Consider the following 24,358-nt stretch of genomic DNA (forward strand, 5'->3'; position numbering starts at 1 on the left):
TTTTATATGCGAGGGACTATGACGCGGCGTTATTTTGGCACGGATGGGATTCGCGGAACCGCCAATCAGGCCCCGATTGAGGTCGATACCGTTCTGCGCCTTGCCCTGGCTGCAGGAGCTCATTTTCATCGTGGCGGGCATCGCCACCGGGTGGTGATCGGTAAGGATACGCGCCTGTCTGGCTATATGCTGGAAAGCGCGCTGGTTGCCGGGTTTAGTGCCATGGGCATGGATGTCATGCTGTTCGGGCCACTACCAACACCGGCCGTGGCGATGCTGACACGCTCCATGCGGGCCGATGTCGGGGTGATGATCTCCGCCTCTCACAATCCCTATCGCGATAATGGCATCAAACTGTTCGGGCCGGACGGATACAAGCTGTCGGATGAGACCGAACTGGAAATAGAGCGTCTGATGGATGAGGGCGTGTCTGAGCGTGCGGCACCGGAAGACATTGGCCGTGCAACCCGGATCGATGATGCGCCGGGCCGCTATATCGAGGCGGTGAAGCGCACCTTCCCGGAAGATTTGAGCCTGGAATCCCTGAAGATCGTGGTCGATTGCGCCCATGGTGCTGCCTATAAGGTTGCCCCCATCGTGCTGCGTGAATTGGGGGCGACGGTTGTGCCCATCGCGGTTGCCCCCAATGGCAAGAATATCAATGCCTTCTGTGGTGCCACCGATCCGGCCGCCATGTGCGAGGCCGTCAGCGCCCATGGGGCCGATATCGGTCTGGCGCTGGATGGCGATGCCGACCGCCTTATCGTCTGTGATGAGACCGGGCATGTTGTCGATGGCGACCAGTTGATGGCGCTGATTGCCAATTCCTGGGCCAAGGCGGGTCGTCTGCGGGGCGATGTTGTCGCGACGGTCATGTCCAATCTGGGGATGGAACGGTATTTGGCCGATCAGGGAATCGGTCTGGTTCGCACCAAGGTTGGGGATCGCTATGTCGTCGATGCGATGCGCAATCAGGGCTGTAATCTGGGTGGGGAACAGTCCGGCCATATCGTCATGAGTGATTATGCGACCACGGGCGATGGCCTGATCGCCGCGCTGCAGGTGCTGGCCGTCGCAGTGCGTAACGATGCGCCCATGAGCCAGGTTGGCAAGGTCTTCACGCCTGTTCCTCAACGCCTGCACAATGTCCGGTATTCTGGTGGAAAACCGCTGGAATCCGCAGCGGTAAAGAAAGCAATTGCCCTGGGGGAGGCGCAATTGAACGGGTCTGGCCGTCTGGTAATCCGCCCGTCTGGCACAGAACCGGTGATCCGTGTGATGGCGGAAGCCGATGATCCGGGCCTGATCGACAGTGTGATTGCCCATATTTCTGACGCGATCGAGGCGGTCGCCTAGAGAAATCTGTCCTGGGGTTTGCCCTGGGGTTTGACAGGGCGTCATAAATCCTTATAAGTCCGCTCGCTTTCTGGGAATGTGGATGGCCCGTGGTGTTGGAACAAAGTTTCCGCATATGGATGATCCCGCCACCCGACTGAGGCTTTTGGGCATCAGGCCGGGATGGACTACCGGAACAATTTGGAACAACACCGTGAACCAACGGGAGAATAGATTATGTCTAAGCGTATTAATGCGAAACACAAGATTGACCGACGCCTTGGCGTCAACCTCTGGGGTCGCCCCAAGAGCCCGTTCAACAAGCGCGAGACCCCTCCGGGTCAGCACGGCCAGCGCCGCCGCAAGCCCTCTGATTTCGGTATCCAGTTGATGGCGAAACAGAAGCTGAAAGGCTATTACGGCAATATCGGCGAGAAGCGCTTCCGGAAATATTACGAAGAAGCCCAGCGTGTGAAAGGCGACACCGGTGAAAACCTGGTGGGTCTGTTGGAACACCGCCTGGATGCCATCGTTTACCGCGCGAAATTCGTACCCACCGTATTTGCCGCGCGTCAGTTCGTCAGCCATGGCCACGTTCTGGTCAACGGTCGCCGCATGACGGTTTCTTCCTATACCGTGAAGATTGGCGACAAGATCGAAGTCCGCCAGAAATCCCGCGAAATGCCGCTGGTCCTGGAAGCCATCCAGAGCGCCGAGCGTGACATTCCCGAATATCTGGAAGTTGACCACAACAAACTGACCGCCAACATCATCCGCACGCCGAAACTGGAAGAAATTCCCTATCCGGCGAAGATGGAACCAAACCTGGTCGTCGAGTTCTATTCACGTTAATCCGCGTTTGGACTGCAAGATTTCAGAAAGGCCCTGCCAACTGGCGGGGCCTTTTTCTGTATGCCTTGAGTGGTCCTAGTGAGTTACTTCCCGCTGGGCTTATAGTGCGGGATCTCTTCGCCGTCCGCCTCATCATCGTGGCCGAAGACGGCTTCCAGGCTTTCTTCGATCTCCGGCCCGGCGGAGCGGGGGTTTAGCTGGGAGATTGCGACAGAGCTGGCCGGGACGTTGACATAGGCACCGGTCGGCGCGGGAGCACTGCGCTGGGTCATGCGATAGATCGCAAAGCCTACGAAAATGCCGTTGAACAGGATGGTGTGATACAGCAACCCATCCGGCCCCAGCCATTCCATCGCTGTACTGCCCGTCAGGGGGCCCAATGTCATGCCAAAGGCGAAAGACAGCATCAGGGTCGCACACAGCGGCACCATCTGCTTCTGCTCCACAAAGTCTCCCGCATGGGCGACGATGATGGGATAGATCGAAAAGCCCAGCCCCCCGATCAACAGCACAAAGAAGGCGTATCCCCACAGCGGAAGAGCGGGCAGGGCAATCAATACGGCAGAGACCACCGCCATGGTGGCGATGCCGAAAATCATCACCAGCCGTCGGTCAATCCGATCCGACGTCCATCCCAAAGGCCATTGCAGGAACAGCGCACCGAATTGCAGCACGGAACTTAAGACAACCGCCCCGTTGACATCCAATCCCTCCGCCAGGCCATACAGGCCGATCAGGTTCCCAAGGGCGCTGTTGGATGTGGCGATACACAGACAGCCGACAATCGCCAGCGGGGTCTTCCTATAGACCTGCACGATCCCCATTCGGTCATCACTGGGCGGTGTCGGGTTGCCGCCATGACGCAGGGCGACCGGCAACAGCGACAACGAGAAAAAGGCACTGACCAGCATGAAATGCCAATTGCCCGAAATGGTGGCGACGGTCAGCATTAAAGGACCGCCAGCCTGGGCGACCTTGTAACAGATCATATAGACGCTCATCACCCGCCCGCGCACGGATCGATCCGTCTCCCCCGATATCCAGCTATCCGACGTGGTCAGCAAGCCGGCGTAACAGATGCCAGACAGCAGGCGTGCACCGGTCCACAGATACAGGTCTGTGTCGATTGCCAGCGCCAGGGTCAGCGTGGACAGGACGGTTGCCAGGGCTGAAAAGGCACGGATATGACCGATCCGGCGGATTAAGGTGGGGGCCAGGATACAGCCCAACAGGAAACCGCCTGAAAACCCGGCAGACATGACCCCGATTTCAGAGGAAGAGAAACCAGCCTCCTGCATGCGCAAAGGCAACAGGGCGCTTAAAAGACCCATCCCGCATTGCAGCAGGACAACGGCATTGATGATCGCGCCTACGGCGAGGATCGGGCTCATATGACCAACGGGTTCTGTGACGTCTAAGAACGAATATCTAGATTGACGTCTTATTCCTTACCCGGCGTATGGTAAAGCGGACAAAACTGTCCCCTGTGAGACTCATCGCGGTTTAGGTTCAGTTTGAGCGTGTGTCGTTACTCTGGGCCCTGATCCGGTTGCGCAATTGGCCCAGGACCCCCGTCTGCTCGTTTTAAAAAGATTTAACGCAAAGGACGCAGAGAGGGCGCGAAGGACGCTGAGGGAGCGGCATTGGTTGTCGTCACCCCGGACCTGATCCGGGGTCCAGGGCGGCGGGTGCGATTGGTGCTTGTGGCCCTGGATACCCCCCTTGCGCGGGTATGGCGGGTGTGGGCCAGACATTGCGCCTATTTACTCGGTCCATGGCTCCATGGGGATGAAGCCGGGTAGGGCGGCGATGCGGTCGAGCCATAGTTGGATATTGGTGAACTTTGACAGATCAAACCCGCCTTCCTGTGCGACGCTGGTATAGGAATACAGCGCGATATCGGCGATGGAAGGGTTGGATCCAACAAGCCAGTCGGATCTTAGAAGCTGGGTGTCCAGGGCTGCTAAAGCTTCATATCCTTTGACATGTTTCTCTGCCAGTTGAGCCTTTCGCTCTTGTGTCATTTCCAAATGATGACACCAGAATCGTGCCACGGCGACGGTGGGTTCATGCTGATATTGCTCAAACATCATCCAAGCCAGCACCCGCGCGCGTTCCCATCGATCTGTGGGAATAAAATCCGTTCCTTCCGCCAGATACCAAAGAATGGCATTCGATTCCGGCAAGGTCCGATTATCAGCCAATTGTAAGACAGGGATGCGCCCAGCCGGGTTCAACGCCAGAAACTCCGCGGTGCGCGTCTCACCCTTATGGATGTCCTTGAACACCAGTGTGTAGTCGATATTCAGCAGGCTCAACAACAGTCGAACCTTATGGCCGTTTCCGCTTTCAGGATGATCATACAGGGTCAGGCCGTCCATATCGCAGTCTCCCATGGTTGATGGACCGGCAGTTTGCCAAACCCCGTCTATTGGGCAAGCGCGATTTGCGCGGCCTTTGGGCAAGAATTTCTTACGCTGCATACAGACGAAAGCGCATCGGGGCTTTCCCCGATGCGCCTCTGCTCACGTCAACGATTACGCTGTGCGATCAAGCCTTAGGCGGCTTTCTTTTCCAGCGCCTTTTGCTTGGGTTTTGCCGTCGTGGTGATGCTCACCGTGCGCGGCTTTGCTTCTTCCGGCACTTCGCGTTTCAGGGCGATGTGCAGCAGGCCGTGTTCCAGTTTCGCTTCGGCCACTTTGATATGGTCGGCAAGGCTGAAGCGACGCTCAAACGCACGCTCTGCTATGCCGCGATGCAGGAAGTGACGCTCCACGGTTTCATCGCTCTGGGCGATCTTGCCGGTCACGGTCAGCGTGTTTTCCTGAACGGTGATGTCCAGGTCGTCTTCCGAAAAGCCTGCCACGGCCATGGAAATGGCATAGGCGTCGTCGTCCAGCTTTTCGATGTTGTAAGGGGGATAGGTTGGAACCTGTTCGCTGGCCAGGGAATCCATCGTCCGGGCCAGACGGTCAAAACCAACAGTGGTCCGCAACAGCGGGGTCATATCGAATGCACGCATGTCTAAGTCTCCTCAAGTTAGAGCGAGAGTGATGTTAGAACCGCCCCAGATCAGGCGACGGTCCGCTATGCTGTCTTAAGGCTGCGCCTGTTTGTGAACCCCAATCGGGCGTTCGACAGGACTGCCTCTCGACAGGTTAAATTTGGGGTGACGATTTTAGGCGTTCAAGAGGGGGAGGGTTAAAAAAATTGGGGCGACCCGAAGATCGCCCCAATATCGTCTGACCCAAAGAAAACGTGATTAGGATTTCAGGCCGAAATTCGCAAAGCGCTTGTTGAAGCGATCCAACTGACCCGACGCCATCAGCTTGCCGGTACCGCCAGTCCAGGCCGGGTGGCCGGTCGGGTCGATGTCCAGGCGCATTTCGTCGCCTTCCTTGCCCCAGGTAGAGCGCGTCTTATAGGTCGTTCCATCGGTCATGATGACGGTGATGGTGTGGTAGTCTGGATGGATATCCTGTTTCATCGCGCGTAAGCTCCAAAGCCGTTGAGGACGCGCCACGGCGCGAAAACCCTCTGAAAAAAGTTCGTATCAGGCGCGGCTTTTACCCTTCGACTCCCGGCAATGCAAATGATTTCTGTCGAATTGCCCATCGACGCGGTCTGCGGTTCGGCGCTAGACTGTGTGGAAGGGGCAGCGCCTTCTTATCACATCTGTTAAAGGAGTAGAACCTATGACGCATTTCCTTGTCTCCGAAGAAAAGCCTGACGGGCATCGGTTGGAAGATCTGCTGCGGATTGTTCGCAAGGATGTTCTGCTCCGATGCACGAAGATCACAGATGATACCCGCCCGGAAGCTCAGCTGGTTCTTTCCAACAATATCAAAGTGCTGGAGCATCTGTCAGAGGCGATCAAACTGGCTGAATCATCGACACATATCTTGGACAAGGCCTTTGGCCCCAGTCAGGCTTCCCAGGGGGGGCCTCCTCGCATTGGGACCTGATTACAAAAATTGCCACCCCCGCAGGGGATTGCGCGGGGGTGGGGTTAATAAAGGGCGGGGGTGATGATCAGACGTTTAGTAACAGGTTTTCGCGTTCCCACGAGCTGATAACCCGTTGATACAAATCGTATTCATGGTTTTTGACGTCCATATAGGCGCGGGCGAAATGCTCGCCAAGGGTTTCTTTCAAAGGCTTTGAGTAGTTCAGCTTTTGCAGGGCATCCCCCTGATGGCGCGGCAGCGCAAAAGCAAAACGATAGGCATCGCCTTCCACCGGATTGGATGGCTCAATCTTCTCCTTAATTCCCAAATATCCGCAGGCCAGGGTCGCCGCCATGGCCAGATAGGGATTTGCATCCGACCCAGCCAGCCGATTTTCGATCCGTCGTGATTCGGGCGAAGAGTCTGGAATGCGCAGGCCGCAGGTGCGGTTGTCATGCCCCCAATGCACATTGATCGGCGCATCGGAATAGCGCGCGATACGGCGATAGCTGTTCACATTGGGTGCCATCAAGGGCATTGCGGCCGGCAGATAGCGCTGGAGCCCCCCAATGTAATGCAGCAGTGTCTTCGAATCTTTTCCGGTCTTTGTGGAGAAGACATTCTTGCCCGTATACATATCGACCAATGACTGGTGGATATGCATGGAGGAACCGGGCTGATTCTGGTGCGGCTTTGCCATGAAGGTCGCGTAGATGTCGTGACGCAGGGCGGCTTGTCGGACCAAGCGTTTGAACAGAAAGACCTGATCCGCCAATTCCAATGGATTGCCGTGATTGAAGTTGATTTCCATCTGCGCGGCCCCAGCCTCATGCGCCATGGTGTCGACATCCAGTTCCGCAGCCTCGCAGAAATCATAAATGTCTTCGACGATGGGATCGAACTCGTTGGCGGCTTCGATACCATAGGCTTGGCGACCAGATTCCTGGCGGCCCGACGCCCCAATGGGGGGTTCCAGGGGATAGTCAGGATCCAGGTTCTTTTTCACAAAATAGAATTCTAACTCCGGCGCAACGATTGGCTGAAGGCCCTTTTTGGCAAAAAGTTCCAGGATATTCTTCAGCACAAAACGCGGTGAGAAACTGACCGGTGAGCCATCCAGATGATAGGCGTCGCAAATCACTTGGGCGACAGGGTCAGGATACCAGGGCACGATGCGAATGGTGTTGTTATCGGGGACCATTGCAATGTCACGATTGGTGTCTGCAACGGCTTCGGTATCCAGCACAAATTCACCGGTGACAGTCTGAATGAAAAGACATTCTGGAACACGCAGGCTGCGGTCTTCCAGGCTTTTCAGAAACTTGTTTGAGGGCAGAATTTTGCCCCGCGCGATGCCGGACATGTCGGGCAGAAGACATTCAACCTCGTCCACATTTCGCGATTTTAGCCATTCACTTAAATTGGTCACGTTAGCCTCACTATCCATACGGATCAGTTTTCTAGAGATTAATAGTTACCACAAAAACACATCCGTCCCTGATTCGGTGTGAATCACACGCCTTACTGGATGAAAAAAGCATGGCGCTGCGATTGTGATCACATTTTTTATGCCTTATACTTCTGGCTATCCGCAAGCGCTAATCAATTCTTATCCACAAGGTTTCACGCGTAACCAAGCGATATATGAAAGCAGATATTAAAATGACCAGTTGGCTCAGCAAACAGGAAGTGGACGCCTTTGTCGAAGCGAATCCCGGCTTGAAAGGGGTCGATATGATCGTGCCGGATATGTGTGGTATCCTGCGTGGCAAACGCATCGGCGTGGAAGCGATCGACAAATTGTATGAGGGTGGGATTGCTCTTCCTGGATCTACTTATCTGCTGGATTCCACCGGGCGCAATTGCGAAACCATTGAATATGGCACACGGGATGGGGACCCCGATTGTAACTGTCTTGGCGTGGCGGGCACGTTGAAACCCGTGCCCTGGGCCAATGCGCCAACCGGACAGGTGATCGCGTCGATGGTCACGCAGGACGGCGATCCGTACTTTGCAGATCCGCGATACATTCTGGCGCGTGCAGCCCAGCCTTTGGTGGATATGGGGTATACGCCCGTGACCGCTATCGAATTGGAATTTTATCTGTTGGATGGAAAACTGGACGCTAAGGGCTGTCCGGAAATGGCGACATCGCCAACCACGGGCCAGCGTCAGACCACCACTCAGGTCTATGGCATTGATGAATTATATGAATTCGAAGACTTCCTGACCGATGTGGAAGACGCCTGTGTGGCGCAGGATGTGCCGGCCGATACCGCCACGGCAGAATACGGGCCGGGGCAGTATGAAATCAATCTGCACCATGTGGATGATCCGATTAAGGCCTGTGACGATGCTGTATTATTAAAACGCATCATCAAGGGCGTTGCGCGCAAGCATGGTATGATCGCGACCTTCATGGCTAAGCCGTTTTCGGAATTGGCGGGATGTGGCATGCACATCCATATCAGCCTGCTGGACAAGAACGGTAACAACATTTTTGCGGGTCCCATGGATCCTGAAATCGGCCTTCCAGCGTCTAAGGCGTTGCGCCACGCAATCGGGGGACTGGCGAAGACGACGGCTGATGGCATGGCGGTCTTTGCCCCGAATGCAAACTCGTATCGGCGCTTTCAGGCAAATTCCTATGCCCCCATCAATACCGCCTGGGGGGTTGATAATCGCACGGTATCACTGCGCATTCCCCGCGCGGATGCAAAGGGGATGCGGGTCGAGCACCGCATTGCAGGGGCGGATGCCAATCCCTATTTGACGATGGCGACCGTTCTGGCAGGTATCCATCACGGGCTGACCAACAAGATCGATCCGGGCCCGATTGAACGCAACAATGCCTATGACAAGCCGGTAACGGATCTGCCGTTACGCTGGTGGCAGGCGTTGCAGACATTCTCGGAAAGCAAGGTGCTGCCGAAATATCTGGGTGCCCATTACTGTGAAATGTTCGCCGCCGCCCGAAGCTTTGAAAATGATGCGTTTCAGGCGCAAATTCCCCCACTGGATTACGAGTGGTACCTTCGCACTGTTTAATAGTTAGGTCTAAGCACATGGCAAAATTTGACGATACCCGGTCCTATTATCGCGCGACAGCCCATGCCGCGCCATCTCACCCGCAATTAGAGGGGGAGATTAAAGCCGATGTTGCCGTTCTGGGGGCGGGCTATACGGGATTGTCCGCCGCACTGGAACTGGCCGAGGCGGGCTTGTCCGTTGTGATCGTGGAGGCTGAAACCGTCGGCTTTGGCGCATCCGGTCGGAATGGCGGACAGATCTGTACGGCTTATAACAAATCCATGGCGACGATCCGCAACCGGTTTGGCGAAGAAACGGCGCGTGCCGCGTGGGATATCGCCGACGCCGCCCCGAAACTGGTTGGGGAGCGGATCAAGAAATACGGCATCGATTGTGATTTGAAATGGGGATATATGCATGCCGGTGAAAAAGCCAGCCATGTAGAAGATTTAAAAGAAACCCAGGCGGAATGGGACCAGTATGGCTATACCGGGTCCAAACTTCTGGAAGGCGCTGACCTGCGCGATAAAATCGGGTCAGAGCGATACAAGGCCGCGTTGTGGGAGCCTGGTGGCGGCCATGTACATCCGCTGAATTACTGTCTGGGATTGGCACAGGCTGCCCTGAAGGCTGGGGTGAAAATCTATGAACACAGCCGCGCTATCCGTTTGGATACGGACGATAACCCGGCCATTCACACAGAAAAGGGCGTTGTTCGCGCCGATTACATGGTCCTGGCAGGAAATGCCTATCTGCGCGAAACACAGCCCTATCTGTTTCGACGCCTGATGCCGGTCGGCAGTTACATCATCGCAACGGAACCTTTGGGGGAAAATCGCGCGAAGGGCCTGATTTCGGGCGATGAAGCCGTCACCAATTGCAGCTTTATCGTCGATTATTTTCGATTGAGCGGTGACAAGCGTATGCTGTTTGGCGGGCGCGCGACCTATTCGGGGCTTGAGCCCAATGACCTGGGGGGATTTGTCCGCCCGCGTATGCTGCATGTCTTTCCGCAGTTGGAAGATATTAAGATCGAGCATGTCTGGGGCGGCTATATCGGGATTACCGTAGACCGGATGCCGCATGTCGGTCGCATTGGGTCCCGCACCTATTTCAGTCAGGGATATTCCGGACACGGGCTGGCATTGAGCAATATGTGTGGCAAGATATTGGCGCAGGCGATCCGTGGTCAGGCGGAACAATTTGATGTCATGAGCAGATTCAAACATCCAATCTTTCCCGGTGGTAAATTCCGCACCCCACTGCTGACATTGGGAATGTTTTGGTATCGCATCAAGGATGCTTTGGCGTAAGGTGTTCCGGCACGATTCCTGCACAGAATTCTTCAGGCAGGAAGATGCAAGGAAACCGTTATGTTCAGCCGATTGATGAGTATCATTAAACCCGGCGATCGCCGTAAGGAGCGGCGTGTCAAAGTGCGCCTGCCTGCTGAATTGGGGGGCATTGGCGGCCGTTTGACTGATTTAAGCCTGGGGGGATTCGGCTTTTATCCGGATGCTGAAGGGCTGGAAATTGGTGATGAACTGATGGCGGTGCTCGCGCCTGATAACCTGCCGGAAATTGAAATCCCCTGTCGAATTGTTGGGGGAGATCAAGAAGGGATGGTTCTGTGTGTTGCCTTCATTAAGGTGAAGCCGGAACATTTTGAACCCCTGCAATCCATCATCATGACGCAAACCGTCGGGCAGGGCGAAAAAACGGCGGAGTAGCGACCTGTCGGCAGTTCAACTTTTAGCCTAGTCTGGTCGTTAGAATCTTCAGACCCGCAGCCCCGAATGCCAGTGCAAATCCAGCTTCAAACCAGCGCCGCATCTTCGTATAGACCGCGACCAGTGCGGGGCGGGAGAAGAGCAGGGCATAGCCATGAAAGATGATCATGCTTTGCAGTCCAACGGCGACGATGATAACGGCCAGAGAACTGGGGGTGGCATTGGCGGGCACACCGATGGCAAACAGTGACCCGAAGAACAGTATTGCCTTTGGATTGGTCAGGTGAAGGGCCAAACCCTTCCCGAAGGCCGCACGCTTTGATGTAATCGTCATTGCGGTTGTCTGGGTCTTTGCCCCACGCCAGGCTGAGATTCCGGATTTCGCGGACAGAAACAAAAGATAGCCCGCCCCGAAATATCGCAGCACCTCAAAGGCCCAGGCATTGGCTTGCATGATTGCGCCCAGCCCGGCCGCTGCCATGATGGACCACATCCACGACCCTGCTGTAATGCCAGAGGCAACAGCAAGGCCCAGCCCCCGGCCGGACGCCATAGACGTCCCGGCAATCGTCAGGGTCGCAGGACCTGGACTGCCAGCCGCCAGTAGGGCTGCACCCAGTATCAAAGGCAGGTTTATATCATCCATCATGGCGTCAATCCTGTTGGACGCCCGCCCGGTTCACAATCGCAACTTTTTCACAGGTCTTGTTCAGGTCTATCCTCAGTACGGAATACCCAGCGCTTCTTCGGGCGCAGTGAAGGGCAGATCATGAGCCTCTGCAACCGCCTTATAGGTGATGTGACCCTTATGAACATTCAGACCCTGGCGCAGATGCGTGTCATGGGCCAGGGCACTGCGATAGCCATGATTGGCCAGCGCCAGCGTGAAGGGCAGGGTTGCATTGTTAAGGGCAAAAGTGGATGTCCGCGCCACGGCGCCTGGCATATTAGCCACACAATAATGCACGACACCTTCTTCGATAAAGATCGGGTCGGCATGGGTGGTGGGGCGGGATGTTTCCAGGCAACCGCCCTGATCAATGGCGATATCGACGACGACAGATCCGTCCAGCATGGTTTGCAGCATCGCGCGGGTGATCAATTTTGGTGCAGCCGCGCCGGGCACCAGAACCGCGCCGATGACCAAGTCAGAATCCTGCACGCTGCGTTCAATGGCATCGACGGTTGAATATAAGGTCTTCAGGCCGGTTCCTCGAAACTCATCATCCAGTTGTGTGATGCGGGCAATGTTCCGCTCCAGGATCGTCACCTCTGCCCCCATGCCAAGCGCGACCCGCGCCGCATTGGTTCCAGAAACACCGCCGCCAATGACCAGAACTTTGGCTGGCAGAACGCCCGGCACGCCGCCCATCAGAACACCGCGCCCGCCTTGCGCCTTTTCCAGGCAATGCGCGCCAGCCTGGGCGGCCATGCGCCCGGCGACTTCGCTCATCGGGGCCAAAAGGGGGAGGCCGCCGCGCGGGCTGGTCACGGTTTCATAGGCGATCGCGATACAGCCGGACTCCATCAATCCCTTGGTTTGCGGCAGATCGGGGGCCAGATGCAAATAGGTGAACAGCAATTGATCTTCCCGCAGCATCTTGCATTCGGTGGCTTGGGGTTCTTTGACCTTCACAATCATTTCGGCTGACTTGAAGACGTCCTCTGCGCTGCCAAGGATTTTCGCGCCGGCTGCCTGATAGTCCTTATCGCTGACCCCGATGCCTTCTCCGGCTTGGGTTTCCACAACGACGTCATGTCCGTTATGACACAGTTCCCGAACCGCAAACGGGACCAGCCCAACGCGAAACTCGTTATTCTTGATTTCCTTTGGCACACCAATGCGCATGATTGTTTCCCCTTCGGTCTTATCGGGATTGTGGCAGGTCCCGCTGATTTTGATGCGTGATCCTACGCTTGTTCGATGGAAATGTACTTGCGAACACGTTGGAATTTTACGATGCTTTTGCATAATTTATGCAGAATAATGAATTAAAATGCAGGATTATTCGAAAATGAAGCTGGACGCCGTAGATATCGCCATTCTGGCCGCGATGCAGGAAAATGCCCGTATCACCATTTCCGACCTGGCAGATCGGCTGCATGTTGTTGCGTCGACCTGTCAGCGCCGGTTGACCCGGCTGGAAGAAAATGGGGTCATTCAGCAATATACCGCGCTGTTGAATGAAGACGCATTGGGTTATGAAGCGGGCGTGGTGGTGCAGATCGCGCTGGATAGCCAAAGCGAGACTGCATTGAATGCCTTTGAATGCGCCGTGGTGGAAATCCCGGAAGTGGTGGAATGCCATTTGATGGCAGGGGAGTCTGATTATCTGGTGCGGCTTGTCGTGCGCGATATGCGGGATTTCGAGCGGATTCATAAGGCGCATCTGTCCAGGTTGCCGCATGTTACGCGCATTCAGTCCAATATGGCGCTGCGTCGGATTGTCCGCAAATCGCCGCCCCTGCCGAATGCTGTTGAATGATGAATATGGGTCGGAAGGGTGCAGTGGGCATGGGGTCGCATGGATGATAAATTGCGGCGCAAGGCGATGCACCGGTCACTTTCGGCTGGTGTCTTTAGACAGGATGCTTGATCAAGCCATATGATCGCTGTACCGCTGCGATATCTGTTCATTTTGTTCCTGCCTTTAGGAGTTTGCTATGCCTCGCGGACCGTTTTCTGGTGTTTTGTCGCCAACCATTTCCCCTGTTGCTGCAGATGGCAGTGTTGATACCATCCGTTTTCAGGCCTTGTGCAAATGGCAATTGGCCAATGGGCTGGACGGGTTGGCGATTTTTGGCACGACCAGTGAGGCCAACAGCATCGCCCTGACGGAGCGCATGAAGCAAACTGAGGCTTTGGTGAAAGTTGGCGTGCCTGCTGAAAAATTGATGCCGGGAACCGGAACCTGTTCTCTGATGGATACTGTTGCCCTGACCAAACAAGCGGTGGAATTGGGGGCAGGGGGTGTATTGTTGCTGCCCCCGTTTTTCTATCGCGCGGCGACCGATGACGGGCTTTTTGCCTATGTGTCCGAAGTGATCCGTCTGGTCGCCGATGATCGACTGAAAATCTATCTGTATCATATTCCGCCCTTCGCGATGGTGGGCTGGTCCGTGCCGTTGATCCAACGATTGGTTCAGGCATTTCCCAATAGTGTGGTAGGCTTGAAAGATAGCTCCGGTGATTGGAAAAACACCAAGGCGATCCTGGACAATGTGCCTGACTTTGATGTTTTTCCGGGATCGGAACTGTTCCTGTTGGATGGATTCGACAATGGGGCGGCAGGGTGCATCAGTGCGACCGCCAATGTGAATCCGACCGGCATTCGAACCGTGATTGATGCCTATCACGCCGGGGATAAGGACACGCTGGACACCGCAAATGATAAAATGCGAAAAGTTCGCACAGTCTTTCAGAATCATGGATTGATCACGGGTGTGAAAGCAGCCGTTGCCCATTATTCCCATAACGATATATGGAGCGTTGTCAGGCCGCCATTGGTGGGGTTGGACACAGATGCGACAGGGCGTCTGGTTGCGGATCTGACAGCGGTTGATTTCAGCATCGATTTTCAAGGCAGTTTGGGGTGAATTATGGCTGTTGAAGGGCGTTATAAGGATTTGAATGCACGGGTCCTTGCCATTGCAGATGGGGAAACGGATATGATCTCATTGATGGCGACGACCGTGTGCGAATTATACCACGCCGATGATCGTTTTGACTGGGTTGGATTCTATCGCAATGTTGGCGATAACATGCTGAAGATCGGTCCCTATCAGGGCGGACATGGCTGTCTGGTGATTCCTTTCTCCAGGGGGGTCTGTGGCGCCTGTGCCACCACAGGGCAGGTTCAGATGGTACCCGATGTAGACGCTTTTCCGGATCATATCGCCTGTGCCTCTTCCACACAGTCTGAATTGGTTCTGCCGGTTTGGAACGCGAAAGGGGAATTGATTGCCGTCTTGGATATCGACAGCGATCAACCCGATGCGTTCGATGTAGAGGATATCGCGTCCCTGGAGACACTGATGCGCGACCTGTTCTCGCGCGCGCAATAGGCTTGGGCTCTTGCAAACCGGTCATTCGGGCGTATAGTGCGTCGCGTCAGGAAATCCAGCGATTGATTGTAATACAATGACCGTCTTTTGCATCATCATCGACATTATTATTTGCGGCTGTCGCATTGCGCGGCGGTCGTCGGTGATGCTGACCTGATTTCTCTTTGAAATGGTGGCAGTGAAACGATAGACCCCGCGGCAGGATCTCCCCTTCCGCGGCACCTCGTCATGACAAAACAGGATTGAAGAACACAATGGATTTAAAGATTTACGATACAAGCCGACGCGCCAAGGTCATTTTCGAGCCTCGTGAAGCGGGCAAGGTTGGCCTGTATGCCTGTGGTCCGACGGTCTATGACCGCATCCATATCGGCAATGCGCGCCCGCTGGTCGTGTTCGATGTCCTATCCCGGTTGCTGCGCACACTCTATCCGATTGTCACCTATGTTCGGAACATCACGGATATCGACGATAAGATCAATGCGCGTGCGAAGGAGCGGGGCATTGATATTCGCGAATTGACGGAAACCACAGTCGCACGCTTTCGGGAGGATTGCGAAGCCCTGAACTGCCTGCCCCCGGATCATGAGCCGCGCGCGACAGAGACCATTCCAGAGATGGTTGCGCTGATTGAAAGACTGATCGACCAGGGGCATGCCTATGCGCTGGACGATGGTCATGTGCTGTTCGATGTGCCGTCCTGGGAAGAGTATGGCAAATTTGCTAATAAGGACCGGGATGAACAGATATCGGGTGCCCGTGTAGAGGTTGCCAGTTACAAGCGCGATCCGGCGGACTTCGTACTGTGGAAGCCCAGCGATGGTGATACGCCAGGCTGGCCCAATCCGTGGTGTGAAAAGGGTCGGCCCGGCTGGCACATTGAATGCTCCGCCATGTCGGAAAAGTTCCTGGGCCCGGATTTTGATATTCATGCTGGGGGCATCGACCTGGTTTTCCCCCATCACCAGAACGAAATCGCCCAAAGCTGCTGCGCCCATGCGCCAACGGACCGTCAGGACCGCTTCGCGCGCTATTGGATGCACAATGGGTATCTGATGAGTGAGGGCGAGAAAATGTCCAAGAGCCTGGGCAATTTCTACACCGTCGCGGAATTGCTGGAGGAATTTCCAGGGGAGGTCCTGCGCCTTGTCCTGTTGAAGACCCATTACCGCTCCCCCCTCGATTTCTCTAAGGATAAATGCCGGGAGGCTAAGGCGGAACTGGATCGTCTCTATACATTACTGCGCGATACCCAGTCTGAACCGTTCGTCTATATTTCAGACGACGATCCGGAATGGCAGGGATTGGTCGCGGCCCTGTCCGATGATTTGAACACGGCAGAAGCCCTGAAACATTTCTTTGCCAGTGCTCGGCAGCTCAGTGTTGCTGTGCACAAATCCATGAAGCGGGACGCAAAAGCCCATATCGGTGAACGCTCAATCCCTGAAGATCGGGCGCGATTGCTGCAACTGGGCAATGCTCTGGGCCTGCTGGAACAAGATCCGCAAGCCTGGTTTAAGGCCGGCACCCCAACAGACGGCCCGACCGAAGCGGACATAGAGGCACAGATCGAGGCCCGAAAGGAAGCCAAGGCCTCAAAGGATTTCGCTAAAGCGGATCAGATCCGGGATGACCTTCAGGCACAGGGCGTCATTCTGGAAGACAAGCCAGGCGGCATCACCGAATGGCGCCGGGCTTAATCAAACAGTGTCATACCCGCGCAGGCGAGACTTTGAGGAGTGGCGCTGAAAGTATCGCGTCATACCCGCGAAGGCGGGTATCCAGGGGCGGCGGGTGAGAAAGGTGCGTGTTGCTCTGGACCCCGGATCAAGTCCGGGGTGACGATACTGAGCCCCACCCGCGCAGGCGAGACTTTGAGGGGGTGGCGCTGAAAGTATCGCGTCATACCCGCGAAGGCGGGTATCCAGGGGCGGCGGGTGAGGGGAGTGCGTGTTGCTCTGGACCCCGGATCAGGTCCGGGGTGACGGATGAAGGAGTATAGGATGAAGATTTCTGCGGCACAGGGCGGGTTTGTCTACATCATGGCATCGGGTCGGAATGGAACCTTGTATGTCGGTGTAACATCCAATCTGCCGCAGCGAGTGGCCCAACATCGGGAAAAGCTCCTTGATGGTTTCACTAAGAAATATGCTGTTCATTTACTGGTGTATTTTGAAGCGTGCCCAGATATGGACTCCGCAATCCAGCGGGAAAAGGCGTTAAAAAAGTGGCGACGAGAGTGGAAGTTAAAACTGATAGAAGAGAAGAACCCAAATTGGAGAGATCTATACAACGATCTGTTTGAATAGTCGGGTTTTTTGCACTTATCCCGTCATACCCGCGAAGGCGGGTATCCAGGGCAGTGGGTGAGAGAGGTGCGTGTTGCTCTGGACCCCGGATCAAGTCCGGGGTGACGATACTGAGCCCCGCCCGTAAAGGCGAGACTTTGAGGGGTGACGGTGACGATACCGCGTCATACCCGCGAAGGCGGGTATCCAGGGGTGGCGGGTGAGAGGGGTGCGTGTTGCTCTGGACCCCGGATCAAGTCCGGGGTGACGATATTGAGCCCCGCCCGCAAAGGCGAGACTTTGAGGGGTGGCGGTGACAGTACCGCGTCATACCCGCGAAGGCGGGTATCCAGGGCGGTAGGTGAGAGAGGTGCGTGTTGCTCTGGACCCCGGATCAGGTCCGGGGTGACGATATTGAGCCCCGCCCGCAAGGGCGAGACTTTGAGGGATAGGGGTGACAATACTGCGTCATACCCGCGAAGGCGGGTATCCAGGGGCGGCGGGTGAGAGGGGTGCGTGTTGCTCTGGACCCCGGATCAAGTCCGGGGTGACGATACTGAGCCATACCCGCAAAGGCGAGACTTTGAGGGGTGGCGGTGAAAGTACCGCGTCATACCCGCGAAGGCGGGTATCCAGGGCAGTGGGTGAGAGAGGTGCGTGTTGCTCTGGACCCCGGATCAAGTCCGGGGTGACGATATTGAGCCCTACCCGCGCAAGCGGGTATCTGAGGGGTGGCAGATGAGATTGTTGATGTTTGGAACGGATGAAAGAAGCAAATGACTGACCGGATATACCTGTTTGATACGACGTTGCGCGATGGGGCGCAGACTCAGGGTGTGGACTTTTCTGTCGCTGATAAGGTGGCGATTGCGCAGGCGTTGGATCGGCTGGGTATTGATTATATTGAAGGGGGATGGCCCGGCGCCAATCCCACGGATGATGCTTTTTTTGCGGACCCGCCAAGCCTGAGCAACAGTAAGTTGATTGCCTTTGGCATGACCCGGCGTCCCGGTCGGTCTGCTGAAAATGATCCCGGGCTTGCCCCGTTATTGCAAGCCGATGTGGCGGGATTGTGCCTGGTCGGGAAAAGCTGGGACTTCCATGTCGATGTCGCACTGGAGATTGAGAAGGAAGAAAACATCCGCATGATTTCCGATTCGATCCGGCTGGCCGCGGAAAAGAAAGGGGAGGCGATGTATGACGCCGAACATTTCTTTGATGGCTGGAAGGCCAATAAGGATTTTGCCCTGGCCTGTGTTACGGCGGCTTATGAAGCCGGGGCGCGGTGGATCGTGCTGTGCGATACCAATGGTGGCACGCTGCCCCACGAAGTTGACGCCATCGTTCGCGAAGTGACACAGCATATTCCGGGCGACCATCTTGGGATACACGCACATAATGATACGGAAAATGCCGTAGCCAATTCGCTGGCGGCGGTGCGGGCAGGCGTACGGCAGGTACAGGGCACCATCAATGGACTGGGAGAGCGGTGCGGAAACGCGAATATGTGTTCCCTGATTCCCAGCCTGATTCTCAAAATGGGCTTTGAAACCGGCCTTAAACCGAATGCCCTTGCAGAGATTACGGGTCTGTCCCGGTTGCTGGATGGGCGATTGGATCGTTCACCGAACCGTCATGCGGCCTATGTCGGGCCAGCGGCCTTTTCTCATAAAGGGGGGCTGCATGTATCGGCCATTGCCAAGGATCCGCGGACCTATGAGCATATCCCACCGGAAACGGTCGGCAACAAACGCCATATCGTGGTTTCTGATCAGGCCGGACGCTCCAACATCCTGGCCCGTCTGGAAGAAATTGAGGTTGAGATTGGGGAAGAAGCCCTGCGCCGCCTGCTGGAAAAAGTTAAGGAACGGGAGTTCCAGGGCTATGCCTATGATGGGGCGGAGGCCAGTTTTGAACTGCTGGCCCGGGCGGCAAAGGGAGAAGTCCCGAATTATTTTGATATCAGCCGCTTTCGGGTCATGGACGAGCGTCGCCATAATGCCGTCGGAAACCTGATCACTGAGTCTGAGGCAACCGTGCAGGTGGAGTTGAAGGGGACCCAGATCATGCGCGTCGCCATGGGCAATGGGCCCGTCAATGCCCTTGATACGGCTCTGCGGGAGGCTGTCATTCAAATCTATCCAGACCTCGCCGGGATGCAATTGGTGGATTACAAGGTGCGCATCCTGCCGCCGCCCAAAGGATCAACGGGAACCGATGCCGTCACGCGCGTGACAATTGAAAGCGAAGACGAAGAAGGTGCGCGCTGGTCGACGGTTGGTGTTTCCGCCAACATCATCGATGCTTCCGTCATCGCGCTGTATGATGCGTATGCGTACAAGCTGGTACGGGATGGAATTACATGACACTTTCAGGAGGCAATGCACGACAGGCCCTGTCCCGCAGGATCATTGATACCTGCAAGGCGATGAATGCGTCTGGCATTAATCAGGGCAAGTCGGGCAATGTCTCCGCCCGGTTTGGCGATGCCATGCTGATCACGCCCAGCGGTGTTGCCTATGACGCCCTAAAGCCGATGGATATTGTTCTGCAGGAATTGGATGGGGTATGTGCGCCTGGTCAACTGCTGCCTTCCAGTGAATGGCGCATGCATGCCGATATCTATCGAAATCGGCCGGAGGCTCAAGCCATCGTCCATGCCCATCCAACATTCTGCACCGCCTTGTCCTGCAGGCGTGAAGGTATCCCGGCCTTCCATTACATGGTCGCTGTGGCCGGGGGCGTGGATATCCGCTGTTCTGACTATGCAACCTTCGGCACTGAAGACTTATCCAGAACCATGATTACCGCGCTGGACGGGCGAAAAGCCTGCCTGCTGGCCAATCATGGCATGATCTGCTTTGATGGAGATCTGGACCGCGCTCTGGCGCTGGCCATTGAAGTTGAAAGCCTGGCCCGACAATATCACCATGCCCGCCAAGGCGGCACACCCGTCATTCTGGATGATGAACAGATGACTGACGTGCTGGAAAAATTTAAAAGCTATGGCAGGCAGCCCCGCGATTGAGACTTCACCTTTTTTGAGGGCGGTGATATCATTGCTATCAGAATTGGAGGATGCCATGGCGACAATCAATATTCGAAATGTACCAGATGACGTGTACAAGGCGCTGCGTGTTCGGGCGGCACAGTCGAATGAAAGTATGGAATCATACTTGCGGAACCATTTGACGAAATTGATTGAAGGCGCGCCGACGGCCGAAATTTCCCTGTTGGATATCCGCGCCCGGATGCGGGCTGTTTTGGAGGATCGCGCGGACGAGTCCATCGTTGATGATTTCCTTAAACAGCGTCGCGAAGAGTATCGTTTAGAGGAACGTGAAATGGCCGGGCCAAGAGGCCAAAAGAAACTCCAGTCATGACAGGAGTGGTGATCGACACTTCCGCATTGTTGGCGTATTTCAAAGGCGAAGCGGGGGCTGAAATTGTCCATGCTTACACTGTCGATCAAGTGCCATTGCATCTATCGTTAGTGAATTTGGCAGAAGCATCAGCATGGTTCGTGCGAAATGGTTTTGAAGCGGATGAACCATTACGATATGCCGTTGCCCTGGGAATACAGTTACAGGATCTTGCGCCAATTGATGCGGTTGAGATTGGTCGCATGACCCTGTTCACGCGGAATGTTGGGCTTTCCTTAGGGGATCGTGCCTGTATTACACTTGGATTTCGGCTGAATGTACCGGTTCTGACGGCCGATAGGGTGTGGAGTGATACGTTGGACTGGACCAAGTATCAGGCTTTGCAGATGAAATCCCCTGTCGGCATGCGCATTATTCAAATCAGATAGGACCTGAGGCATTATGGAAATCAACGGCACGCCGTATCGCACCATTTGGGTTGAGGAACCGCGCAAATCTGTTGCGGTGATTGACCAGACGAAACTGCCCCACAGTTTTGAGACCTTACGTTTGACCAGCCTGGAAGAGGCGGCACTCGCTATTGAGGATATGATCGTGCGGGGTGCGCCCTTGATCGGGGCGACGGCGGCCTATGGGTTCTGTTTGGGCCTGGAGGAAGATGCCAGTGACACGGCGGTTGAGGCAATTTATGCGCGGCTGTATCGCACCCGCCCCACGGCGGTTAATCTGCGCTGGGCGCTGGACGAGATGCGCGCCTTGCTGGACAATCGCCCCGCAGCAGAGCGCGCGGCGTTGGCCTGGGAGCGCGCAGCGGAGATCTGTGATGCGGACGTTGAGATATGTAAATCCATTGGTCAGCACGGTTTGCACCTGATCGAAGACATCGCGGCCAAGAAACCGGCGGGCGAGGCTGTCAATGTTCTAACCCATTGCAATGCCGGATGGCTGGCCACGGTGGATTGGGGCACCGCGACGGCCCCGATCTATATGGCCTATGAGAAGGGCATAAAGGTACATGTCTGGGTCGATGAAACCCGCCCACGCAATCAGGGGGCCAGCCTGACAGCGTGGGAGTTGGGGCGCCATGGCGTTGCCCATACGCTGATTGCCGATAATGTTGGTGGGCATCTGATGCAGCATGGACTTGTCGATCTGTGCATCGTCGGGACCGATCGCACCACGGCGCGGGGCGATGTCTGTAACAAGATCGGCACCTATCTGAAGGCCCTGGCGGCCCAGGATAACGGGGTGCCTTTCTATGTCGCCTTGCCGTCGACCACGATTGACTGGACCGTTCAGGATGGCGTTGCGGAAATCCCGATAGAGCAGCGCAGCGGCGCAGAACTGACCCGCATTACCGGACGCACGGAGGCGGGGGAGATCGTGACCGTCGATATCGCGCCACAGGATGTTGTTGCCCGCAACGATGCCTTTGATGTCACGCCGGCCCGATTGGTCACCGGATTGATTACAGAACGCGGTGTTTGCGCGGCCAGTCAGGCAGGCTTGAACGGTTTGTTCGACCGCCCTTAGCGCATAGCTTACTTTTCGCGGTGCAACATTACCTTTGTGGTGAAATTGAACCGTGCTACATCTAAAAGGCAACAGGGTTTGGTTTCAAAAAGGGTGAGCATACGGGGCTATGGCGGCTGGCGGTGAATTGACAATTTTTCAAGATGCCGCGCTGTATCTTGCCGCCGCTGTAGTTGCAGTCCCTATTTTCAAGCGTTTGAAGCTCGGCTCTGTTCTGGGCTATCTGGCCGCCGGGGCGATTATCGGCCCCCATGTTTTTGCGATTGTCGGCAATGCAGAAAGCGTTCTTGCCTTTTCTGAATTCGGCGTCGTTCTGCTGTTATTTCTGATCGGCTTGGAATTGAAACCGGCCAGGCTTTGGGCGCTGAAGGCGGATATATTCGGCCTGGGGACGGCTCAGGTCTGCCTGACCGCCTTTCTGATCGGCGTGTTTGGCGTGATGGTGATCGGCGTTTCCTGGCAGACAGCGGTTCTGATTGGGCTTGGCCTGTCTCTTTCGTCGACGGCCTTTGCCTTACAGTTGATGCAGGAACGCAAAGAGCTGAACACGCAATATGGCACCCGCGCATTCTCCATCCTGCTGTTGCAGGACCTCGCCATCGCGCCAATTCTGGCTCTGTCGCCCTTGCTGGCCTTGGGGATATATGTCGCCTCTGGAGAGGACCTGTCCTGGGTACCAGCCGCTCAGGCGATTGGGGCCATTCTTGGGCTGGTGCTTGCTGGGCGGTTCCTGCTGAACCCGGTTTTCGGGGTGATTGCCCAAACCAAATCCAGTGAAATCTTCGTTGCAGCGGCGCTGTTGATTGTCATTGGATCGGCACTGTTGATGGAATGGTGCGGGCTGTCCATGGCGTTGGGTGCCTTTATGGCCGGAGTCATGCTGGCGGAAAGTGAATATCGCCATCAGATAGAAGCGGATATTCAGCCATTTCGGGGCCTGTTGCTGGGATTGTTCTTCATCGCCATTGGAATGACGATTGATTGGACGGTGGTCCTGGCGCAATGGCCGCTGGTGCTAGGCGGGGCGATCCTGCTGATGGCCTTGAAAGGGACGATCATTCTGATCCTGTGTCGCTTGTTCAAATCCTCTTGGGAAGATGCCGGGCGCATCGCTGTGACTTTGCCCCAGGGTGGGGAGTTCGGCTTTGTCATTGTCGCGCAAGGCTTGTCCCTTGGGCTGGTGTCACATGGTCAATCGGACCTTGTTTCCGCTCTGATTACGCTGTCTATGGCTTTTACGCCCTTGCTGCGGCTTTCCTTTGAAGAGGCCATGAAGCGCCGCGCCCCGGCCTCCACAGATCACCTGCCGCGCCCCGATGAGACAGAAACCAACAGTGTGGTTATTCTGGGCTTTGGGCGCGTGGGCCAGATTGTCAGTCAGATCTTTCGCATGAAGGGCATTTCGGTTACGGCCATTGACGCGGACCCGAAGCGCATAGAGGCGGCGAAACGGTTTGGCGCCAAGGTTTATTTCGGCGATGCCACGCGCATTGATGTGCTGACAGCAGCGGGCGTCGGGCGGGCCGATCTGGTCTATGTCACGATTGACAATGCCGCCGCCTGCACCCGGTCGATTGCAGTGATCGCCAAACGCTTCCCGACGGTTCGCATCATGGCGCGCGCCCATGATCGGGTGCATGCGCTGGAATTGCTGGACAGCGGGGCGGACTTCCTGATCCGCGATACCTTCGAAAGCTCTGTCAAATTGGCAGAAGAGGGGCTCAATCGCCTGGATATCAATAAAGAAGAAATCGCCCATCTGCTGGAAGAATTCCGCCGCGCCGATTCAGACCGCCTGCTGCGCCAAAAAGCCGACGGCATCTACGCCACCGCCGAAGACGGCGGCACCTTCCGGCTGGATAAGTCTTAGGGCAGGTTGGTCCGATTTTTCTGAGGGGACGGCTCGATATACTCCCACCCCCTTGAGGGGGGAGGACGGCCTTATCTACTCCCTCCCCCTTGAGGGGGGAGGGTTGGGGTGGGGGTGATAGGCCGCAAGGCCTTTCCCTGCATCAGACTGGATTACGGAGGAGAGAACACCCCCCCTCCCAACCTCCCCCCCTCAAGGGGCAGGGGAATCGCATATGGCAGATTTGCCATAGGCGGCGAACAGGATTCTAAGGAGGTTTTCCATTTGCGGAGGACCTCATGGAGCAGTTTGAAGACACGTTCGGGGATTTGCCGGACCCGCGCGC

Annotated in this window: 24 protein-coding genes; 17 read left to right on the forward strand and 7 right to left on the reverse strand. The window is 55.9% G+C overall.

Annotation, left to right across the window (positions count from 1 at the left end):
* Positions 1-18 precede the first annotated feature (18 nt).
* Positions 19-1,356 (forward strand): phosphoglucosamine mutase, encoded by a 1,338-nt coding sequence (gene glmM / locus ACOSDM_RS18485; protein WP_420726044.1) that lies wholly within the window; start codon positions 19-21, stop codon positions 1,354-1,356.
* A gap of 216 nt (positions 1,357-1,572) precedes the next feature.
* A complete protein-coding gene (gene rpsD, locus ACOSDM_RS18490) occupies positions 1,573-2,187 on the forward strand; it encodes a 30S ribosomal protein S4 (protein ID WP_420726045.1) in 615 nt (204 codons plus the stop codon).
* An 83-nt stretch (positions 2,188-2,270) separates the two neighbouring features.
* On the opposite strand, the gene ACOSDM_RS18495 is transcribed toward rpsD, so the two are convergent.
* From ACOSDM_RS18495 to rpmE, 4 genes are all read right to left on the reverse strand, one after another.
* Positions 2,271-3,578 (reverse strand): MFS transporter, encoded by a 1,308-nt coding sequence (locus ACOSDM_RS18495; protein ID WP_420726046.1) that lies wholly within the window; start codon positions 3,576-3,578, stop codon positions 2,271-2,273.
* A gap of 372 nt (positions 3,579-3,950) precedes the next feature.
* Entirely contained in the window at positions 3,951-4,568 is a 618-nt protein-coding gene (locus tag ACOSDM_RS18500) for a glutathione S-transferase family protein (protein WP_420726047.1), read from the reverse strand.
* Between the two features lie 176 nt (positions 4,569-4,744).
* Entirely contained in the window at positions 4,745-5,209 is a 465-nt protein-coding gene (locus tag ACOSDM_RS18505; protein WP_420726048.1) for an Hsp20 family protein, read from the reverse strand.
* Between the two features lie 240 nt (positions 5,210-5,449).
* Positions 5,450-5,674: a 50S ribosomal protein L31 gene (gene rpmE, locus ACOSDM_RS18510; RefSeq protein ID WP_420726049.1), complete on the reverse strand. Its 225-nt coding sequence runs from the start codon at positions 5,672-5,674 to the stop codon at positions 5,450-5,452.
* Between the two features lie 208 nt (positions 5,675-5,882).
* Between rpmE and ACOSDM_RS18515 the strand changes: the two genes are divergently transcribed.
* A complete protein-coding gene (locus tag ACOSDM_RS18515) occupies positions 5,883-6,152 on the forward strand; it encodes a hypothetical protein (protein ID WP_420726050.1) in 270 nt (89 codons plus the stop codon).
* Positions 6,153-6,219: 67 nt separating this feature from the next.
* Here ACOSDM_RS18515 and ACOSDM_RS18520 read toward each other — a convergent pair whose 3' ends face one another.
* The gene (locus tag ACOSDM_RS18520) at positions 6,220-7,581 is read right to left on the reverse strand and encodes a glutamine synthetase family protein (protein WP_420726051.1); all 1,362 of its coding nucleotides are present in this window, start codon (positions 7,579-7,581) and stop codon (positions 6,220-6,222) included.
* Positions 7,582-7,796: 215 nt separating this feature from the next.
* On the opposite strand from ACOSDM_RS18520, the gene ACOSDM_RS18525 reads away from it, so the two are divergent.
* From ACOSDM_RS18525 to ACOSDM_RS18535, 3 genes are read left to right on the forward strand one after another with little or no spacing between them, the layout of a single operon-like run.
* Positions 7,797-9,182 carry a glutamine synthetase family protein gene (locus ACOSDM_RS18525; protein WP_420726052.1) on the forward strand — a complete coding sequence of 462 codons (1,386 nt, stop codon included), beginning with the start codon at positions 7,797-7,799 and terminating at the stop codon, positions 9,180-9,182.
* Positions 9,183-9,199: 17 nt separating this feature from the next.
* Positions 9,200-10,477 carry an NAD(P)/FAD-dependent oxidoreductase gene (locus tag ACOSDM_RS18530; protein ID WP_420726053.1) on the forward strand — a complete coding sequence of 426 codons (1,278 nt, stop codon included), beginning with the start codon at positions 9,200-9,202 and terminating at the stop codon, positions 10,475-10,477.
* Between the two features lie 60 nt (positions 10,478-10,537).
* The gene (locus tag ACOSDM_RS18535) at positions 10,538-10,894 is read left to right on the forward strand and encodes a PilZ domain-containing protein (RefSeq protein ID WP_420726054.1); all 357 of its coding nucleotides are present in this window, start codon (positions 10,538-10,540) and stop codon (positions 10,892-10,894) included.
* A 22-nt stretch (positions 10,895-10,916) separates the two neighbouring features.
* On the opposite strand, the gene ACOSDM_RS18540 is transcribed toward ACOSDM_RS18535, so the two are convergent.
* Positions 10,917-11,543, reverse strand: a complete 627-nt coding sequence (locus tag ACOSDM_RS18540) for a LysE family translocator (RefSeq protein WP_420726055.1) — start codon at positions 11,541-11,543, stop codon at positions 10,917-10,919.
* Positions 11,544-11,615: 72 nt separating this feature from the next.
* The gene (gene ald, locus ACOSDM_RS18545) at positions 11,616-12,743 is read right to left on the reverse strand and encodes an alanine dehydrogenase (RefSeq protein ID WP_420726056.1); all 1,128 of its coding nucleotides are present in this window, start codon (positions 12,741-12,743) and stop codon (positions 11,616-11,618) included.
* 148 nt (positions 12,744-12,891) lie between these two features.
* Between ald and ACOSDM_RS18550 the strand changes: the two genes are divergently transcribed.
* The 11 genes from ACOSDM_RS18550 to ACOSDM_RS18600 all read left to right on the forward strand — a co-directional run bounded on the left by ACOSDM_RS18550 (position 12,892) and on the right by ACOSDM_RS18600 (position 24,033).
* Positions 12,892-13,380, forward strand: coding sequence for an Lrp/AsnC family transcriptional regulator (locus ACOSDM_RS18550; protein WP_420726057.1), 489 nt, complete (start codon positions 12,892-12,894; stop codon positions 13,378-13,380).
* 178 nt (positions 13,381-13,558) lie between these two features.
* Complete coding sequence (locus ACOSDM_RS18555) at positions 13,559-14,491, forward strand: dihydrodipicolinate synthase family protein (protein WP_420726058.1); 933 nt, start codon at positions 13,559-13,561, stop codon at positions 14,489-14,491.
* Between the two features lie 3 nt (positions 14,492-14,494).
* Positions 14,495-14,959, forward strand: coding sequence for a GAF domain-containing protein (locus ACOSDM_RS18560; protein ID WP_420726059.1), 465 nt, complete (start codon positions 14,495-14,497; stop codon positions 14,957-14,959).
* Between the two features lie 254 nt (positions 14,960-15,213).
* Positions 15,214-16,659, forward strand: coding sequence for a cysteine--tRNA ligase (cysS, locus tag ACOSDM_RS18565; RefSeq protein WP_420726060.1), 1,446 nt, complete (start codon positions 15,214-15,216; stop codon positions 16,657-16,659).
* 303 nt (positions 16,660-16,962) lie between these two features.
* Positions 16,963-17,268 (forward strand): GIY-YIG nuclease family protein, encoded by a 306-nt coding sequence (locus ACOSDM_RS18570; protein WP_420726061.1) that lies wholly within the window; start codon positions 16,963-16,965, stop codon positions 17,266-17,268.
* A gap of 755 nt (positions 17,269-18,023) precedes the next feature.
* Positions 18,024-19,613 (forward strand): citramalate synthase, encoded by a 1,590-nt coding sequence (cimA, locus tag ACOSDM_RS18575; protein ID WP_420726062.1) that lies wholly within the window; start codon positions 18,024-18,026, stop codon positions 19,611-19,613.
* Positions 19,610-20,275, forward strand: a complete 666-nt coding sequence (locus tag ACOSDM_RS18580) for a class II aldolase/adducin family protein (protein WP_420726063.1) — start codon at positions 19,610-19,612, stop codon at positions 20,273-20,275. The genes cimA and ACOSDM_RS18580 overlap by 4 nt, the downstream gene beginning before the upstream one ends.
* A 55-nt stretch (positions 20,276-20,330) precedes the next feature.
* Entirely contained in the window at positions 20,331-20,630 is a 300-nt protein-coding gene (locus tag ACOSDM_RS18585) for a FitA-like ribbon-helix-helix domain-containing protein (RefSeq protein ID WP_420726064.1), read from the forward strand.
* Complete coding sequence (locus ACOSDM_RS18590; RefSeq protein WP_420726065.1) at positions 20,627-21,058, forward strand: PIN domain-containing protein; 432 nt, start codon at positions 20,627-20,629, stop codon at positions 21,056-21,058. The genes ACOSDM_RS18585 and ACOSDM_RS18590 overlap by 4 nt, the downstream gene beginning before the upstream one ends.
* Before the next feature lie 13 nt (positions 21,059-21,071).
* Positions 21,072-22,163, forward strand: coding sequence for an S-methyl-5-thioribose-1-phosphate isomerase (mtnA, locus tag ACOSDM_RS18595; protein WP_420726066.1), 1,092 nt, complete (start codon positions 21,072-21,074; stop codon positions 22,161-22,163).
* Positions 22,164-22,272: 109 nt separating this feature from the next.
* The gene (locus ACOSDM_RS18600) at positions 22,273-24,033 is read left to right on the forward strand and encodes a monovalent cation:proton antiporter-2 (CPA2) family protein (protein WP_420726067.1); all 1,761 of its coding nucleotides are present in this window, start codon (positions 22,273-22,275) and stop codon (positions 24,031-24,033) included.
* Positions 24,034-24,358 lie beyond the last annotated feature (325 nt).

Source organism: Hwanghaeella sp. LZ110, from assembly GCF_048892525.1.
Classification (GTDB): domain Bacteria; phylum Pseudomonadota; class Alphaproteobacteria; order UBA8366; family Aestuariispiraceae; genus Pacificispira.

Bases quoted from the DNA above. Each gene is read 5' to 3' on its own strand.
- ACOSDM_RS18520 (WP_420726051.1), bottom strand. From the start codon at position 7,581: ATGGATAGTGAGGCTAACGTGACCAATTTAAGTGAATGGCTAAAATCG.
- ACOSDM_RS18560 (WP_420726059.1), top strand. From the start codon at position 14,495: ATGGCTGTTGAAGGGCGTTATAAGGATTTGAATGCACGGGTCCTTGCC.
- ACOSDM_RS18570 (WP_420726061.1), top strand. From the start codon at position 16,963: ATGAAGATTTCTGCGGCACAGGGCGGGTTTGTCTACATCATGGCATCG.
- ACOSDM_RS18540 (WP_420726055.1), bottom strand. From the start codon at position 11,543: ATGATGGATGATATAAACCTGCCTTTGATACTGGGTGCAGCCCTACTG.
- ACOSDM_RS18555 (WP_420726058.1), top strand. From the start codon at position 13,559: ATGCCTCGCGGACCGTTTTCTGGTGTTTTGTCGCCAACCATTTCCCCT.
- ACOSDM_RS18500 (WP_420726047.1), bottom strand. From the start codon at position 4,568: ATGGACGGCCTGACCCTGTATGATCATCCTGAAAGCGGAAACGGCCAT.
- ACOSDM_RS18515 (WP_420726050.1), top strand. From the start codon at position 5,883: ATGACGCATTTCCTTGTCTCCGAAGAAAAGCCTGACGGGCATCGGTTG.
- cysS (WP_420726060.1), top strand. From the start codon at position 15,214: ATGGATTTAAAGATTTACGATACAAGCCGACGCGCCAAGGTCATTTTC.
- ACOSDM_RS18535 (WP_420726054.1), top strand. From the start codon at position 10,538: ATGTTCAGCCGATTGATGAGTATCATTAAACCCGGCGATCGCCGTAAG.
- ACOSDM_RS18505 (WP_420726048.1), bottom strand. From the start codon at position 5,209: ATGCGTGCATTCGATATGACCCCGCTGTTGCGGACCACTGTTGGTTTT.
- ACOSDM_RS18600 (WP_420726067.1), top strand. From the start codon at position 22,273: ATGGCGGCTGGCGGTGAATTGACAATTTTTCAAGATGCCGCGCTGTAT.
- mtnA (WP_420726066.1), top strand. From the start codon at position 21,072: ATGGAAATCAACGGCACGCCGTATCGCACCATTTGGGTTGAGGAACCG.
- glmM (WP_420726044.1), top strand. From the start codon at position 19: ATGACGCGGCGTTATTTTGGCACGGATGGGATTCGCGGAACCGCCAAT.
- ACOSDM_RS18585 (WP_420726064.1), top strand. From the start codon at position 20,331: ATGGCGACAATCAATATTCGAAATGTACCAGATGACGTGTACAAGGCG.
- rpsD (WP_420726045.1), top strand. From the start codon at position 1,573: ATGTCTAAGCGTATTAATGCGAAACACAAGATTGACCGACGCCTTGGC.
- ACOSDM_RS18590 (WP_420726065.1), top strand. From the start codon at position 20,627: ATGACAGGAGTGGTGATCGACACTTCCGCATTGTTGGCGTATTTCAAA.
- ACOSDM_RS18580 (WP_420726063.1), top strand. From the start codon at position 19,610: ATGACACTTTCAGGAGGCAATGCACGACAGGCCCTGTCCCGCAGGATC.
- ACOSDM_RS18550 (WP_420726057.1), top strand. From the start codon at position 12,892: ATGCAGGATTATTCGAAAATGAAGCTGGACGCCGTAGATATCGCCATT.
- ACOSDM_RS18525 (WP_420726052.1), top strand. From the start codon at position 7,797: ATGACCAGTTGGCTCAGCAAACAGGAAGTGGACGCCTTTGTCGAAGCG.
- rpmE (WP_420726049.1), bottom strand. From the start codon at position 5,674: ATGAAACAGGATATCCATCCAGACTACCACACCATCACCGTCATCATG.
- ald (WP_420726056.1), bottom strand. From the start codon at position 12,743: ATGCGCATTGGTGTGCCAAAGGAAATCAAGAATAACGAGTTTCGCGTT.
- ACOSDM_RS18495 (WP_420726046.1), bottom strand. From the start codon at position 3,578: ATGAGCCCGATCCTCGCCGTAGGCGCGATCATCAATGCCGTTGTCCTG.
- ACOSDM_RS18530 (WP_420726053.1), top strand. From the start codon at position 9,200: ATGGCAAAATTTGACGATACCCGGTCCTATTATCGCGCGACAGCCCAT.
- cimA (WP_420726062.1), top strand. From the start codon at position 18,024: ATGACTGACCGGATATACCTGTTTGATACGACGTTGCGCGATGGGGCG.